The sequence below is a fragment of the Streptomyces sp. A3M-1-3 genome (genome assembly GCF_024213665.1).
GTDB lineage: Bacteria > Actinomycetota > Actinomycetes > Streptomycetales > Streptomycetaceae > Streptomyces.
Genome location: NZ_JANAVP010000014.1, coordinates 167,408 through 182,491, shown reverse-complemented (window position 1 = coordinate 182,491; position 15,084 = coordinate 167,408). Strand labels below are relative to the sequence as shown.

General features: G+C 69.8%; 13 protein-coding genes. 3 read left to right on the top strand and 10 right to left on the bottom strand.

Annotated elements, in window-relative coordinates:
* Positions 1–137 precede the first annotated feature (137 nt).
* Positions 138–365, top strand: coding sequence for an ATP-binding protein (locus tag NLX86_RS18305; protein ID WP_254372779.1), 228 nt, complete (start codon positions 138–140; stop codon positions 363–365).
* 3 nt (positions 366–368) lie between these two features.
* Here NLX86_RS18305 and NLX86_RS18300 read toward each other — a convergent pair whose 3' ends face one another.
* The 6 genes from NLX86_RS18300 to NLX86_RS18275 form a co-directional block, all read right to left on the bottom strand.
* A complete protein-coding gene (locus tag NLX86_RS18300) occupies positions 369–1,577 on the bottom strand; it encodes a restriction endonuclease subunit S (RefSeq protein WP_254372778.1) in 1,209 nt (402 codons plus the stop codon).
* Positions 1,567–4,212: a class I SAM-dependent DNA methyltransferase gene (locus NLX86_RS18295; protein WP_254372777.1), complete on the bottom strand. Its 2,646-nt coding sequence runs from the start codon at positions 4,210–4,212 to the stop codon at positions 1,567–1,569. Before NLX86_RS18295 ends, NLX86_RS18300 begins: the two co-directional genes overlap by 11 nt.
* An 88-nt stretch (positions 4,213–4,300) precedes the next feature.
* The gene (locus NLX86_RS18290; RefSeq protein ID WP_254372776.1) at positions 4,301–4,945 is read right to left on the bottom strand and encodes an RloB family protein; all 645 of its coding nucleotides are present in this window, start codon (positions 4,943–4,945) and stop codon (positions 4,301–4,303) included.
* Positions 4,946–4,971: 26 nt separating this feature from the next.
* Positions 4,972–6,216: an ATP/GTP-binding protein gene (locus NLX86_RS18285; RefSeq protein WP_254372775.1), complete on the bottom strand. Its 1,245-nt coding sequence runs from the start codon at positions 6,214–6,216 to the stop codon at positions 4,972–4,974.
* Positions 6,217–6,292: 76 nt separating this feature from the next.
* Complete coding sequence (locus NLX86_RS18280; RefSeq protein WP_254372774.1) at positions 6,293–6,979, bottom strand: response regulator transcription factor; 687 nt, start codon at positions 6,977–6,979, stop codon at positions 6,293–6,295.
* Complete coding sequence (locus tag NLX86_RS18275) at positions 6,976–8,265, bottom strand: ATP-binding protein (protein ID WP_254372773.1); 1,290 nt, start codon at positions 8,263–8,265, stop codon at positions 6,976–6,978. Before NLX86_RS18275 ends, NLX86_RS18280 begins: the two co-directional genes overlap by 4 nt.
* Positions 8,266–8,395: 130 nt before the next feature.
* Here NLX86_RS18275 and NLX86_RS18270 point away from each other — a divergent pair, with 130 nt between their 5' ends.
* The gene (locus NLX86_RS18270) at positions 8,396–9,733 is read left to right on the top strand and encodes a PspC domain-containing protein (RefSeq protein ID WP_254372772.1); all 1,338 of its coding nucleotides are present in this window, start codon (positions 8,396–8,398) and stop codon (positions 9,731–9,733) included.
* Entirely contained in the window at positions 9,720–9,926 is a 207-nt protein-coding gene (locus NLX86_RS18265) for a hypothetical protein (protein WP_254372771.1), read from the top strand. The genes NLX86_RS18270 and NLX86_RS18265 overlap by 14 nt, the downstream gene beginning before the upstream one ends.
* 487 nt (positions 9,927–10,413) lie before the next feature.
* Here NLX86_RS18265 and NLX86_RS18260 read toward each other — a convergent pair whose 3' ends face one another.
* The 4 genes from NLX86_RS18260 to guaA all read right to left on the bottom strand — a co-directional run bounded on the left by NLX86_RS18260 (position 10,414) and on the right by guaA (position 14,930).
* Positions 10,414–10,932, bottom strand: a complete 519-nt coding sequence (locus NLX86_RS18260) for a DoxX family protein (protein WP_254372770.1) — start codon at positions 10,930–10,932, stop codon at positions 10,414–10,416.
* 83 nt (positions 10,933–11,015) lie between these two features.
* Positions 11,016–12,236: a hypothetical protein gene (locus NLX86_RS18255; protein WP_302061487.1), complete on the bottom strand. Its 1,221-nt coding sequence runs from the start codon at positions 12,234–12,236 to the stop codon at positions 11,016–11,018.
* Between the two features lie 202 nt (positions 12,237–12,438).
* On the bottom strand, positions 12,439–13,227 hold the full coding sequence (locus NLX86_RS18250) for a class II aldolase/adducin family protein (protein ID WP_254372768.1): 789 nt from the start codon (positions 13,225–13,227) through the stop codon (positions 12,439–12,441).
* 119 nt (positions 13,228–13,346) lie between these two features.
* A complete protein-coding gene (guaA, locus tag NLX86_RS18245) occupies positions 13,347–14,930 on the bottom strand; it encodes a glutamine-hydrolyzing GMP synthase (protein WP_254372767.1) in 1,584 nt (527 codons plus the stop codon).
* Positions 14,931–15,084: the final 154 nt, after the last annotated feature.

Here is a 15,084-nt window from a genome sequence, read left to right as displayed (position 1 = left end):
TGCACGGCGGGTTCGGGCCGGGGGCCACTGGAAAAGGGTCCGCGCAGCGGAAACCTCGCCAGTGGCCTACCGGTACTCGAGCACGGCCAGGTCTCGCCGTCGAGCACGGCCAGGTCTCACCGGGCCGTGAGATCGGGATGCGTTTCGCCCTCTACGACAACACGTTGCGCATCGAGGTAGCAGACGCCTGCGACGCCCTCCCGAAGCCACGCCCGGCCGGGGCCGACGACGAGGACGGCCGCGGCCTGACGCTGATGATCGCCCTTTCGGACCGTTGGGGTACGTGTCCGCGCGCGCACGGCATCGGCAAGACTGTGTGGGCGGAGCTCAAACTCCCTACGGACGGGCAGCCCCCCGCCCCGTAGACCTCATGCGAGATCGTCGACCTCGACATTCCCGGTCAACAGGTCATCGGCGAGGCCCTGCTTGAGCTTGCGCAGCTTGGCCAGCTCCGTAACTTCAGCATCGACTCGCTCGCCAGCGCTGGCAAGCACCGCAAGGAACTGTTTCTGCTCAGCCATGTCCGGCAAGGGAACAGCTAGGCCCATAGCGGCCCGTGCAGAAATCTTGACCATACTCTCGGACGTGCCTTGCGCCAGCGCCATGATGCCGCGCCGAGCCCTCGGAGACCGGATTACAGCCTCAAGAAACTCTGGTAGGCAAGCCTCTGATGTACGTAGCCGCATCATTAGATCTGGGTAGATGCAGGGGTTCCCAATATCGCGATAGATCCCTGCAAGGCCAACGAGTTCCCGGGTGTTTGCACGGCTCATAAGCAGATCCCCGTCAACCAACACTGCGGGATGTGAGACCGTCAGCGATGCGGGAGCGTTTTTCAACTGGCGCGGACTGAAACCACTATGAGTGAGACACCCTAGACCCAGCATTTGCACACCCGTCCAAGTCTGACTCTCAACTGGCGAAAAGCCATTTCGGATTGGCCCGTTTAGCGCGTCGGCGAGGATACTGTCCCAATGGAGGTCGCCCAGTAGCTTGCCCATGAGGGCATCTCGGATGGTAAGCGCCTTGGCAATTGATTCCTCGATGGCTCGCTCCATGCCTGTCACAGCATCGAGCAGGTCAACGACTCGTCGCTGGTGGGCGAGAGTGCGAAGAGGGAACCCCAGCGCTGCGAACCGCTCTCCCCCCAAGTGAGCGATGCTCGTGGTCTTCTTCGCGATAGACGCGAACACCCCGGTCGCCAACCACCGGCTGAACACAACCTGCGCGTATTCGGGTAGTACCTCCTGCCCTGCCCGAAACCGCACAAGAGTGTTCTGAAAACAGAACGCGCTCTCCGGCCCCTCGTAGATCGCGCTGCGTCCGACCAACTCCAGGCTTTGACCTTCATTCAAGAGGATGTCACCTCGCCGAAGGCTATAAGTCGCTCGTTCTGTCTCGGTGAAACCCATCGTCTTGACGTCGGAGTAATCGATTCGACCGTCGAAGACGTTGGCCACACGCAGGTACGGAAACTGCTGCACCGCAGCCCGACTGTCCGGAGACAGCTGCTTTCCCATACGGACCTCGCCGAGCTCCCGCACCGGAACCCAGCGGATCTCTTCTTCAGCCTGCATAGCCAAGCTCCTTCAGCATGCGCTCCAGGCGATCAGCAGCCTCAGCACGCCGGGCCTCAATCTCTCGCAGCGACACCGCGTACTTGCCGTCCCACACCCCGTACGCCGCCACCAACTCCCGTCGCCGCCGCACCACATGCCCCGTCAGCTTGGCCGCGAGGTCATCCCGCAGCACCCCCAGCACGGCCTCCCGCTCGCCCGCCTCGTCCAGCGCGGCCCGCGCTCGGTGGAGCCGGGGCAGCTGGTCCCCCAGCGTCTGCTGGCCCTCGCCCTGGTCCTGGCCTGCGTCCAGCCCCAGGACCTTGCTCTGGCCGTCCGAGTCCAGCGGCCAGAAGTCGTCCTCCAGCGCCTTCACCGCCGCATTCGCCTTGGTGCGGTCCCGCTTCAGCTTGGCCAGGTCGGCGGCGCTGAGCAGGGGCTCCGCAGGCGCAGCATCGGCGTCGGCGTCCGCATCGGAATCCCCATCCGCGTCGCCCCCCGTCGCCGCGGCCTCAGCCGCTTGCGCCGCCTTCCAGCGCGCGTCCAGCTCCGCCTTGCGCGCATCCGCCGCCGCCAGCTCCTCCAGGAACTCGGGCACGATCGCGGCGACCACCTTGTGGTCGTACGCCTGGCGCCGCTCCGCGCCCGACCGCTTGCGTCCGCCGCCCGTGCGCGGGTCGCGCTCCGGCAGCAGCATCGTCTCGACCATTTCGACCCAGCCGTCGACGACCCCGCCGAAGCCGTTCCCGGCGAGCGCCATCAGTTCGTAGCGCGCCGCCTGCCACCAGCCCACGATGCTGCCGGCCAGGGCGTAGTGATCGAGCAGACCGACCCGCTCCAGGTGTTCACGGAAGGTTTCGAGCAAGTCGGCGCGTACGCGTACCAGCTGGGCACGCCGTTCGCCGTCCGTGCGGTCGTCGCCGTAGACCGGTACGAGCCCCGCGATCTGCTCCGCCTCCGCCGCCCACCACCTCTCGAACCCGGACCACAACGCGGCCTCGCGCGGCTTCGCCAGCTCGGCCAAGCGCGCCGCATCCGGTCGCTCCGGCTCCGGGAGGAAGTCGACGTACTCGCCGCCGCCGTCCGCGAACAGGTCACCGAGCCCGAGACCGTACGAGTCGAGCAGGCTCTTCTTGGCCTCGATCTCCACCCGCGGCACGCCGCCCGTCAGATGTGCCCGCACGTCCTGCGGCTCCGGCGGCGGGGTGTTGTCTACATACCGGCGGATGTTGAGGTTGTCGTCGTTGGCGGCCAGCTCGTCACGGCTGACGACGCGCGCGAAGTCCGGCACGTCCTTGAACGCATGAAACGTCGAGACGATCTTCTCGACGTGCTCGGGCAGCAGCACGTTCTGCGCGGATTCCTTGTGGAACTCGCGGTCGGCGTTGATGAAGAGCACCCTGCCACGCCGCTCCGGGCTCTTCTTGCCTGGTGCCCGTAGCACCAGCACACACGCCGGGATCCCGGTCCCGTAGAAGAGGTTGGGAGCCAGCCCGATGACGGCCTCGACGAGATCCGCGTCCAGCAGCTTGGTGCGGATCTCCTGCTCCGTGCTGCCGCGGAAGAGCACGCCGTGCGGCATGACGCTGATGACCGTGCCGTCGCGCCCGCTGTCCCGCACCATGCTCAGCATGTGCTGCAGGAACATCAGGTCGGCCTTGCCGCGCTCCGAGGTGGCCCCGTGGGGCATCCGGTCCGCAATCCCTTCGTCGCCGATCAGCGCCTTGTCATAGTCCATCGAGAACGGCGGGTTACTCAGCACCAGGTCGAACGTCTGGAGCCGGCCACTCCCGTCCGTGTGCAGCGGCGTGGTGAGCGTGTCGCCCGTGTGCAGCTCGAAGCTCTTCACGCCGTGGAACAGCAGGTTCATGGTGGCCATCACCCAGGAGCCGCTGTTGGCGTCCTGGCCGCCGAAGTCCAGGTCTCGGGAGTCACCACCGTGCTCGTCGATGTACTCCTTGGCGTGGATGAGCATGCCGCCCGAGCCGACGCACGGGTCGTAGATCCGCATTCCGGGCTGCGGACGGGCCAGCTCGACCATCATGCGTACGACCGCACGCGGGGTGTAGAACTCGCCGCCCTTGCTGCCCGCCGAGTCCGCGAATTCCTTGATCAGGTACTCGTACGCGGCGCCGATCATGTCCGGGAACTCGAAGTTCTCGCCGCGCAGATCCAGACCGTCGAAATGCTGGATCAGGGCCTTGAGCCGTTTGTCGGCGAGGTCTGCGGACGAAGAGGTACCGCCTCCGCCACCGATCCGGCTGAAGGTGATGTGATCGAAAAGCCCCTTGAGCTTCCCGTTGCTCTTCTCGGCCATGAGCGCTTGGAAGGCCGGCTGCAGAAAGTCGTCATTGATCTTGGCCACTCCACCGAGCACCCGCTCCCAGCGGGCCTCGGCCGGCACGAAGATGACTCCCTGGGCGGTATACGCCGGTGAGCGCTCGGCGACCGCGGCCGCGTCCTCGGGCGACTTCCCCTTGGTCAGCTCCGCCTTCACGATCCGCTTGCGCGCCGCTTCGAACTCGTCGTTGATCCGCTTCAGGAAGAGCAGACCGAAGATGTAGTCCTTGTACTCGGCGGCGTCCATGGTGCCGCGCAGAATGTCCGCCGCCGCGAAGAGATGGCGCTCCAGCTGCGCGAGCGTGAGCTTGGCCACGTAAACGACTCCCTGTTCTGATGTCTGCGGACAGAGCGCAGCCGGGCTGCACAGGAACCCTACGACCGTGCCCGCCGCAGCCGGAAATTCAGTATCCGGCGATGCCCATGCCGTCTTCGACGAACTTCCACACATCCGTGTACGGATCCCGCTTGAGGACGTTCCGGTGCTCGGGGTGCTGGGCGTTCATCGCCTCGGCGTTCGCCTTCGCCTTCTCGTAGAGGCCCTGCAGCTGCCCCCAGCGCACGGTCTTGGGGTGCGGGTCGGTCCTGGCGAAGGACAGCCGGTCCGCAGCCAGGCCGCACACCCCGTCGAAGGTCCCCGTCACCGACTTCTCGTGAGCCAGCCGCCATACCTCGAAACAGGGGTGGGAGAACGCAACGCCGACGTTGGCCTTCTTCGCCTGCGAGACAGCCGTCTCGATCTGCTCATGGTCGTCGCGGTCGAAGAGGCACCAGACCTGCGGCCAGTGCTCCTTGCGCAGTTTGTACCGCTTCGCCTCGCGCTCGGCCTCGCGCATCTGGGGGATCGCCGCCTCGACCAGCTTGATCGGCTTTCGCTGCGAGCCGGGCGCGCCGGCGTTCGCGATGTGCACCTCCACGGTCACATCAGGATCGATGAGCGTGCCGTGCTGCTTGAGGATCTCGATGTACGTCGGTTCGGTGACCTCTCCCTCGGTGAAGACATGGACGACCCGCCTGCGCTTCCCGCGCTTCGGCTGTGGCCGCGTCACCGAATCCTTCCCCCTCGTACGCGCCATCAGGTCAGCTCCGCCTCCGTCTCGCGCACCGCCACCAGCCGGCGGCCGATCTGCCCCTCAATGACTCCCGGCACGGCACCGAACGCGCCGGCCAGATAAGACGTGGTCAGGTTCTCCGCCTCGCCCGGCTCGGCCGCCGTCAGCGGATAGAGCTCCGTCGCACCGTGCTCATCCTTCTCCGTCAGCCAGACCTGGCCCGGGTCGAGCAGCCTCCCCCCGCTGGGGGTGGCGAGCAGCGAAGGATCATGGGAGGTGAACACCAGTTGCGCGCCGCGCGGGTTGGCATGCCGGTCGTGGAAGAGGCGCACGACCTCGGCGGCGAAGCGCGGATGCAGGCTTGCGTCGAGTTCGTCGACGAGCAGCACCGCACCCGTGTCGAGGGCGAGCAGCATCGGGCCGAGGAGAGCGAACCAGGAGCGGGTGCCGAACGACTCACGCTGCCAGTCGAGGGTCGTGACTTCCCTCCCGGCATGGACCAGCCCGACCACCGTGCTGCCGTCGGCCCGCCGGTCCACACGAGTCCCCGTGATGCCGAGGTCCGCGACGCGCAGCAGCTCCTCGATCCGCTCGCGGTGCGGACCCTGCAACTGCTGGATCGTGAAGCGTTCACGGTCCTCACGGTCTCCCTCCGGGAAGACCGGCCAGAGGTTGTCGTGAAACCAGCGGTAGATCGGCGAGAGCTGGGGATGGTTGTCCGTGGCGGCGTGCGAGAGGAGCAGAGCATTCGGGCGGGTGGTGCGGGCCAGCCTCGCGCGGTCCTGAATCCGCTCACCGGGGAAGTGGAACTCCTTCTCCCGGGAGGCGTCGCGGTCGAGCCATTCCTGGCGTCGTCCTCGCGGGTAGGAATGGAGCCACTCCGCCTCTACCCGGTCCGGGCCGAGTTCGAAGCCGTACGTCCACCGGACCCCGTCGTCCAGCACGAAGTCGGCCTCGTAGAAGGAGCTTTCGGCTGACGCCTTCGCATCCAAGGCGAATTCCTCGCGGGGAACGCCTTGATGGGATGTCCACTGTGCGTAGGAGTCGAGGACAGCGGTGCGCAAGTGCATCAGTGCCGTCAGGACGTTGGACTTGCCCGAGGCGTTCGCGCCGAAGATCCCCACCAGGGGGTAGACCTCGATCTGCTTGCCGTCGGAGAGCTTCACCGTGCGGCCGGCGCCAGACTCCAGGTTTGAAGGCACGACAAAGGAGAGCTCCTGCTCGTCGCGCAGTGACAGTACATTCGCCACGCGGAATCTCAGCAGCATGCCGTGCCTCCTCTCGCCGCGCAAAGAGTAGCCGCGTGATCGCGTACGCGCCTGCCGGATGCTCGGACCGGGCCGGTCAGACCAGCCTGCGCGCCGTTGCCCAGCGGGTCAGTTCGTGGCGGTTCGACAGCTGCAACTTGCGCAGTACCGCGGACACATGGGACTCGACCGTCTTCACCGAGATGAAGAGCTGCTTCGCGATCTCCTTGTACGCGTATCCGCGCGCGATCAGCCGCAGCACCTCCCGCTCCCGCTGCGTCAGCCGGTCCAGGTCCTCGTCCACCGGCGGCGCGTCCGTCGACGCGAACGCGTCCAGCACGAAGCCCGCCAGCCGCGGCGAGAACACCGCGTCGCCGTCCTGGACGCGGAAGATCGAGTCGACCAGGTCGCTGCCCGTGATCGTCTTGGTGACGTACCCGCGCGCGCCGCCGCGGATGACGCCGATCACGTCCTCCGCCGCGTCCGAGACCGACAGCGCCAGGAACCGCACCGGGTGCTCGGTCGCCGCCATCAGCGAGGCGCACCGGCGCAGGACTTCGACGCCGCCGCCGCCCGGCAGGTGGACGTCGAGGAGGACGACCTCGGGGCGGGTCGCCGTGATGACCGTGACGGCCTGGTCGACGTCGGCGGCCTCGCCGACCACCTCGACGCCCGTACGGTCGGTCTGGCCGATCTCGGCCTGCACACCCGTGCGGAACATCCGGTGGTCGTCGACGAGCACCACCCGTACACGCCTGTCCTCAGTCGTGGGGTTCTCGGTCATGGTGTGCTCGCCCTCTCCATCTCAAGCTCGACTTCCGTGCCCCCGTCGGGCGCGGAACGCAGCCTCGCCGTACCGCCGTTGCGCTGCATGCGGCCGATGATCGATTCTCGTACGCCCATCCGGTCGGCCGGTACCACGTCCAGGTCGAAGCCGGGGCCCCGGTCCCGTACGGACACGAACACCGTCCGGCCCTCGACCTCCGCGTACACCTGCACCGCACCGCCCTCGCCACCGTACTTGGCGGCGTTCACCATCGCCTCGCGTGCGGCCTGCATCTGTGCGGCCAGTTTCTCGTCCAGCGGGCAGTCGCCGACGACCACGACCTCCAGCGGGACCCCGTGCTTGTCCTCCACCTCGGCGGCCGCCCGCTTCACCGCCTCCGCGACGGTGCCCGGCTCCTCGTCCTCGTCCTTGCCGGTGCCCTCCGGCTTGTGGAGCCAGTTGCGCAGCTCGCGCTCCTGCGCGCGGGCCAGCCGCCGTACCTCGCCCGCATCCTCGGCGTTGCGCTGGATCAGGGTCAGGGTGTGCAGCACCGAGTCGTGTACGTGCGCCGCGACCTCGGCGCGTTCCTGGGCCCTGATACGCATCAGGCGCTCCTCGGAGAGGTCCTGGGACATCCGTACGAGCCAGGGGCCGGCCAGCAGCGCGATCCCGACCAGGACGGCGAGGGCCGCGGTCAGGACGTTGCCGAGCTGGGCCACCGAGCCGCGGACGACGATGAAGACGGTGAGACCGACGCCGACCAGCGCGACGCCCGCGAGGCCGCGGGCCAGCGGCAGCAGCCTGCGGCGCCTGCTGACCTCCGTCCAGTGGGCGCGGCGGGCGTTGTCCGCCTGCCGCCACACCAGGACGACACCGGCGCCGATGAGGAGCAACGGCCAGATGTACGGACTGGCGGCGCCGCCCAGCTCCACGTTGGCGACGAAGACCGCGGCGCCGATGAGCAGCGCGATGAGTGCGAAGAGCTGGCCCTTGTCGGGCTTGCGCAGCCGGCGCCGGCCGTCGGGGGTGATCTCGAAGGCGGAGCGGGGGGCGGCGGCCGTACCTCCGACACCGAGCGGTACGACGATCCAGAACACGGCGTAGAGCAGGGCCCCGAGGCCGTCGGCCAGGAACAGGCCGAAGAAGCCGATCCGTACCCAGGCCACCGGCAGCCCGAGATGCCCCGCGAGACCGCGCGCGACGCCGCCCAGCATCCGCCCCTCGGCGCTGCGGTACAGCTTGCGCAGCGGCTCTTCGGGGTCGGGCGCGAGGGGGCTTGCGGCGCGGGGCGAGGCTGCTGGCATGCTCCGATCGTCACACGTATGCGCGTGCCCGGGCATCAGGGCCGTCCCCCACTTCTCGGCGGGAGAAATCAGGGAACGGCCAGGGTCGGGCCCGGCCCCGCGGCGGCGGACCGCCCGTCACCATGGACGTATGACAGAACAGCCCGGTGGAGGGCCCGGTGAACCGTCTTCGAGCCCTGACCCTGAGCCCCGAGCGCAGCTGCGTCGCAGCCGGCGGAACAAGGTGCTGGCCGGAGTCTGCGGCGGACTCGGCCGGTACTTCGACATCGACCCGGTCATCTTCCGGATCGTGCTCGGCGTGCTCACCGTCACCGGCGGCGCCGGGCTGATCTTCTACGGCTTCGCGTGGCTGCTCATCGCGCACGACGGCGAGGAGGAGAACGAGGCGCGCCGGCTGCTGACCGGACGGGTCGAGGGACCGGCGCTCGTCGCCGTGCTCATGGCTCTGGTCGGCTGCGGGCTGTTCCTCTCCATGCTCGGCAACGGCGGCGTACTGATGTTCGCCACGCTGCTCACCCTCGCGATGGCAGGCTCCGCGTACTGGTCGCAGCGGCGGCGGCTCGCGGTCACCGAGCCGAGGCGTGTGACGGACCCGGCGGTGGCACATGCGGTCGCGGATGCCGCGCCGCCCGAGACGCAGGCCCCGCCCGCGCCCGGCGGGCCGTCCTGGTGGCGGAACCCCATCGTCAAGGACGGTACGACCGGGCCGGTCGGCACGGGCTATCTGTGGGGCCCGGACGACACGCCGACGGAAGCCGCGGTTCCGCTGCGGCGCCGCAGCGGAACCGCGGGCGCCCCCTGGGCGGCATCCCCGGCCCCGGAACCCGTCCGCCCCCGGAGCGGCGGCATCGGCGGCCGGGTGTTCCTGCTCGCACTCGCCGCGGCGGGTCTGGGCACCGGGCTGACCTGGAACGCGCACCCTCTCGGCGCCAGCCTGCAGGCCGGTTTCGCGTGCGCGCTGGCCGTGTTCGGCCTGGGCATCGCGGTCAGCGCGTTCCGCGGCCGTACGGGCTTCGGCTCGGTCATGCTGGCGGTCATCACGGCGGGGCTGCTGGCGGGGGCGGCCGTACTGCCGAGGGACATCAGCACCGACTGGGTACGTGAGGAATGGCGTCCGGCGTCGGTGGCGGCGGTGCAGCCGCGGTACGAACTGGGGTCGGGCATCGGCACGCTCGATCTGAGCGCGGTCGCGGTGCCGAAGGGCGAGACGCTGAGCGTGGCCGCGGAGGTCGGCGCGGGGCAGCTCAGGGTCGTCGTACCGAAGAACGCGACGGTGGAGGTACGGGTCCAGGTGGGCCTGGGGGACATCCAGCTGGCCGGCGAAGCGCCGGCCGATGTGGACGTAGCCCCGGAGCGCAAGACGAAGACCACGCTCGCGCCGCCCGAGGGGACGGCGCCGGGCGGCACGCTGGAACTGGACCTGAAGGCAGCGGTGGGACAGGTGGAGGTGACCCGTGCGACGTCATGAGTTCCAGCCGGGCCGGCTGGTCGCGGGCGTGTCCCTGCTGATCACCGGCGTCGCCTTCGCGGGCGACGCGGGGGCCGCGTGGGAGACCCCCTGGTACGCGCTGATCCCCCTGGTGGTGGGCGGCCTGAGCCTGGCGGCGGTGACGGGAGTGGTGGCTCTGGCGGTTCGCCGCCGCCACCGCGGCGCGGGCTGAGTTCCCCTCCCCGCCCCTTCCCGAAACTGGGGCAAGCCCCAGCCCCCAGGCGGCAGGAAGACCGGGGCAAAGCCACCGGCAGATTCGCGCCGACGGTGCCCACTCGCCCCACCCGAACAGGCAGGTAAGGCGGGTCGGCGGCGCACCGCAGGCGGGCGCACCCGCCCACGGTGCTTAGCCACCCACCCGAAACGGTGCCCTCCCGCCCACCCGAACAGGCAAACAGGGTGGACCAGCGGCCCCGCCGCAGGCGGGCGTGCCCACCACCGGCCCGCAGCCGCCGAGGCAGCCCAGCCACCCACCCGAAACGGTGCCCTCCCGCCCACCCCGAACGGGCGGGCGGGTGGGGCAGCGGCCCGCCGCAGGCGGGCGCACCCGGCACCGGCCCGCAGCCGAGTACGCGCGCCCGCACCGCAATCCCGGCCGGCGCCCGGGGACGCGCCCGCACCGCAACCCCGCACCCGCCGCCCGCCGGCAACCGGCGCGATCAGCGGCCGCGGCGCGCCGCCAGTAGCGCGTCCAGGGAGAACACCGCCGCCCCTCCCAGGATCAGCGGCACCCAGCAAAACATGTACGGCAGGTCGTTGCCGTAGTAGTACGGCTCGGTCTGCCAGCTCACCGTCAGCCACAGGCTCAGCGAGATCAGCGCCCCACCCACCGCGGCCAGCCGGGCCAGCAGGCCGAACAGGGTGCCCAGGCCGACCGCCAGTTCGCCGAAGGCGATCCCGTATCCGAAACCGTCAGGGTTCTTCAGCGCGAGGTCGACCAGCGCCGGGATCGCCGACGAGTCGCGCACCGAGCCCATCAGCTCACCGATCGAGCCGGGCCCGGTCGCGGACATGAACGCGCTGTCCGTCAGCTTGTCCAGGCCCGCGTAGATGAACGTCACCCCGAGAAAGATCCGCAGCGGCAGCAGCGCGTACCGCGAGGCGGTCTCCTTCCAGCCACTGCTGGCGCCCGCCTGGACCGCCGAGCCGTAGGTGTCCGTCCGATATCCGTGCGTCATCACGATGCGCCGCCTTCCCAGCCCGCTGACCCGTCAACAGACCATACGTACGACGCGATCGCCCGGCTCACCAGCCGGGCGACTCAGTCCGTTACATCGATCGCGCAACGGTTCGTCTCCACACCGGCCGCCGTCACCACCTGGACCTCCACCCGCCCCGGCTCGACGTCCACCGGCACCGGCACGGTGATCACGGTGTCGGTCGGGTTCGTGAAGCCCCCCGCCACCGGCACCAGCGGCACATGGACATGGACCGCGCCGATCCGGACGACCATCCGGGCGAGCCCGTCCGGGGTCTGCGCACCCGGCGGTACGAAGCCGGCGCCGCGGATCTCGATGTCGTCGCCCGTACGGATGGGTGCGTCCAGGTCGCCCGCCTCCCTGGCCCGTACGACCGACAGCAGGACCGGACGCCCGCCCTCCGCGTGCTTCCCGCCGAGATACGTGGCCGCCGAGACCACCACCAGCAGGGCAAGCCCCCACGGCAGATCGGGCAGCTGTTCGGGCCGCCGGGCCAGCCGCACCCCGGCGAAGATCACCGCGACCGTGCTGACCAGCACGTACTGCATATCCGTGAAGCTGCCGCGACCCGCGTCGTCGGTGAGCAGGTCGGCGGCCCGCGGCCGGTCGGCGGGCAGCTTCTGCAGCCGCTGGGCCAGGACTCGTACGGCGACGACGCGCGGCACCAGTACGGCGACCCCGCACGTCAGCGCGAGGACGGTGAGCACCCCCGCGCCCCGCGCGAGTCCGAGCCCGGCGATCAGCTCCTCGCGCCGACGCCCGTCGGATGCACCGGCCAGCTGGAGTGCCAGTACCAGTACGGAGAAGACGGCCACCAGCACCCACCCAGCCGCGACGGCCCGCGACGTGGAGAGGCGGTTGTCCTCGCCGGTGACCGGCGCGAGGAGCCCGCCGCGCGCCCGCTGCACACGCGCCGCGCCGGTGAGCAGTGCGCCGGCCACCACCGCGGCGAGCAGCCCCGCCGTGCGCGCGGCGGTCCAGCCGGAATCGATCGCGGTCAGCGCCTGACCGAGGAGCAGCGCGGCCACCGCGCCCCAGACGACGAACACCGTCCGCCGCCACAACAGCTGGAGCCGGGCGAGGCCGGCCTCGCGGCTGCGTTCGGCGACGGTGCGGGCGGACTGCGTCAGTTCGTCCGACACCCACTGGCGGGACGCGCCCGCCGAGTGGGCGACGGCGGCGGGCAGGCCCTGCCCGGCGGCCAGTTCGTCCCGCTTCACCAGAAAGGCGGCCACCGCCCGGCGATGCCCCTCGCGTGCACCGTGCGGGCAGTCACCGCACATGCAGCCGCCGCCGTGCGTGCTCCTACCCGCCTCTTGGACCGCCACGGGGAATGCCACCCTTCGCGCTGTTCTGCGCCTGTGCGCCGATGTGAATTTCCTTGTAATGCCAGCGAATTGTGCCGCACCGCAAGGAATTTCCGACCAACGCCCGATGTCAGGGCGGGTGATTGGTCCGGCGCCGAGTTGACGGCGCGCGGGGGCGTCAGGTCAGCAGGTCCGGTTCGCTGCGGCTGATGCGCTGCCACAGCGACTGGTAGTTGATCCACGCCACCAGGTCCGTGCCGATCTGCTCGCGCGTCGCAACCGCGCTCCTGTGGTCGATGGGGACGGGCTTGCCCGCGGCGCGCGCGGTGAGCTGCACCTGACAGGAGCGCTCCATCGCGATGAACCACCAGGCTGCGGCGTCGACGGAGTCGCCGACCGTCAGCAGCCCGTGGTTGCGCAGCACGAGCGCCTTGTGCGGGCCGAGCGCGGTCGCGATCCGCCGGCCCTCCTCGGCGTCCACCGCGACGCCCGTAAAGCCGTCGAGAAGCGCATGGTCCTCGTAGAAGGCGCACACGTCCTGCGTGATCGGTTCCAGCAGCTCCCCGAGCGCGGCGAGCGCCCGCCCGTACACCGAGTGGCAGTGCGCGACGGCGACGACATCGGGCCTGGCCCGGTGCACCTGCGCATGCACCGCGAAGGCGGCCTGATTGACATGCTGCCGGCCCTTGACGACCTGTCCTTCGCCGTTCACCAGGATCAGCCCGCCGGCCGTCATGTGCGCGAACGGCACCCCGAACGCGTTGACCCAGTAGCAGTCGGGGAGCTCCGGGTCCCGGGCGGTGATGTGCCCCGAGACCCCCTCCTCGAAGCCGAACTGCCCGAACAGCCGCAGCGCCCCCGCGAGCCGCTCCTTGCGATACCGCCGCTCGCCGTCGACGGAGTCGTGGACGGGCGGCATCGAGAACTGCAGCTGCTCGACGGGCATCGGCGTGGGCGTTTCGGTCATGGCCGGAAGCTACCGTGCGGTACACGAGGTGACCAGGGCTGTGAGCGTGGGAAACGGCGACGCCGCCGCTCATACGCGATGAGCGGCGGCGTCCCGTGGTACCTGGGGCGGGCGGGGGACTACTCCCACTCGATGGTGCCCGGCGGCTTGCTCGTCACATCGAGCACCACGCGGTTGACGTCCGCGACCTCGTTGGTGATGCGGGTGGAGATCTTCGCGAGCACGTCGTACGGCATCCGCGTCCAGTCCGCCGTCATCGCGTCCTCGGACGAGACCGGGCGCAGCACGATCGGGTGGCCGTACGTCCGGCCGTCACCCTGCACACCCACCGAGCGCACGTCCGCCAGCAGCACGACCGGGCACTGCCAGATCTCGCGGTCCAGACCGGCCGCGGTCAGCTCCTCGCGGGCGATCGCGTCGGCCTCGCGCAGCAGGTCCAGGCGCTCGCGCGTGACCTCGCCGACGATACGGATACCCAGGCCGGGGCCCGGGAAGGGCTGGCGCTGGACGATCTCGTCCGGCAGTCCCAGCTCCTGGCCGACCATCCGGACCTCGTCCTTGAACAGCTTGCGCAGCGGCTCGATGAGCTGGAACTCCAGGTCCTCGGGGAGGCCGCCGACGTTGTGGTGGGACTTGATGTTCGCGGTGCCCGTGCCGCCGCCGGACTCGACGACGTCCGGGTAGAGCGTGCCCTGGACGAGGAACTCGACGGCCTCGCCGCCCGTGCCCGCCTCGGCGACGATCTCCGCCTGCGCCTGCTCGAAGACCCGGATGAACTCGCGGCCGATGATCTTCCGCTTCTCCTCGGGGTCGGAGACCCCGGCGAGCGCGCTCAGGAAGCGCTCCTGCGCGTCGACGACCTTGAGCTGCACGCCCGTGGCCGCGACGAAGTCCTTCTCGACCTGCTCGGTCTCGCCCTTGCGCATCAGCCCGTGGTCGACGTACACGCAGGTCAGCTGGGATCCGATGGCCTTCTGTACGAGGGCCGCGGCGACCGCGGAGTCCACGCCGCCGGACAGGCCGCAGATTGCGTGCTTCGTGCCGACCTGCTCACGGATCAGCGCGACCTGCTCGTCCACCACGTTGGTGGTGGTCCAGGTCGGCTCGATGCCGGCGCCGCGGTAGAGGAAGTGCTCCAGGACCTGCTGGCCGTGCGTGGTGTGCATGACCTCGGGGTGGTACTGGACCCCGTACAGCTTCTTCTCGTCGTTCTCGAAGGCCGCGACCGGCACGACGTCCGTGGACGCGGTGACGGTGAAGCCCTCCGGCGCCGCCGAGCAGGCGTCGCCGTGCGACATCCAGACCGACTGCTCGGCCGGGGTGCCCTCGAAGAGCGTCGAGCCGGTCTTGGAGACGGTGAGCGGGGTACGTCCGTACTCGCGCGCACCGTTGTCGTCGACCGTGCCGCCGAGCGTCGTGGCCATCAGCTGGAAGCCGTAGCACATGCCGAAGACGGGGACGCCGGCCTCGAAGAGGGCGCGGTCCAGGACCGGTGCGCCCTGCTCGTACACGGACGAAGGACCGCCGGAGAGGATGATCCCCTTGGGGTTCTTGGCCAGCATCTCTGCCACGGGCATCGTGCTCGGCACGACCTCGCTGTAGACCCGTGCTTCACGGACACGGCGGGCGATGAGCTGGGCGTACTGCGCGCCGAAGTCGACAACGAGTACGACGTCAGGGGCAGCGGGGGACGCTGATGACACGGCGGCGGCCTTCCGGCGGGAAGAGGGGGGCTGGTTTGTCAATTCTAACGGGGCCGAGAGATCGGCCTTGTCTCACCATCCGAACCCGCGTTGGCCCCGCCCCGCGCGACAGGCCATAATCGCCGCATGTCCAAGCAGCTGAGCTTCCTCTTTA

Coding starts and splice junctions, on each gene's coding strand:
- NLX86_RS18260 (WP_254372770.1), bottom strand. CDS start 10,932: ATGACGCACGGATATCGGACGGACACCTACGGCTCGGCGGTCCAGGCG.
- NLX86_RS18285 (WP_254372775.1), bottom strand. CDS start 6,216: ATGCTGCTGAGATTCCGCGTGGCGAATGTACTGTCACTGCGCGACGAG.
- NLX86_RS18250 (WP_254372768.1), bottom strand. CDS start 13,227: ATGACCGAAACGCCCACGCCGATGCCCGTCGAGCAGCTGCAGTTCTCG.
- NLX86_RS18255 (WP_302061487.1), bottom strand. CDS start 12,236: ATGTGCGGTGACTGCCCGCACGGTGCACGCGAGGGGCATCGCCGGGCG.
- NLX86_RS18305 (WP_254372779.1), top strand. CDS start 138: ATGCGTTTCGCCCTCTACGACAACACGTTGCGCATCGAGGTAGCAGAC.
- NLX86_RS18280 (WP_254372774.1), bottom strand. CDS start 6,979: ATGACCGAGAACCCCACGACTGAGGACAGGCGTGTACGGGTGGTGCTC.
- NLX86_RS18275 (WP_254372773.1), bottom strand. CDS start 8,265: ATGCCAGCAGCCTCGCCCCGCGCCGCAAGCCCCCTCGCGCCCGACCCC.
- NLX86_RS18270 (WP_254372772.1), top strand. CDS start 8,396: ATGACAGAACAGCCCGGTGGAGGGCCCGGTGAACCGTCTTCGAGCCCT.
- NLX86_RS18300 (WP_254372778.1), bottom strand. CDS start 1,577: ATGCAGGCTGAAGAAGAGATCCGCTGGGTTCCGGTGCGGGAGCTCGGC.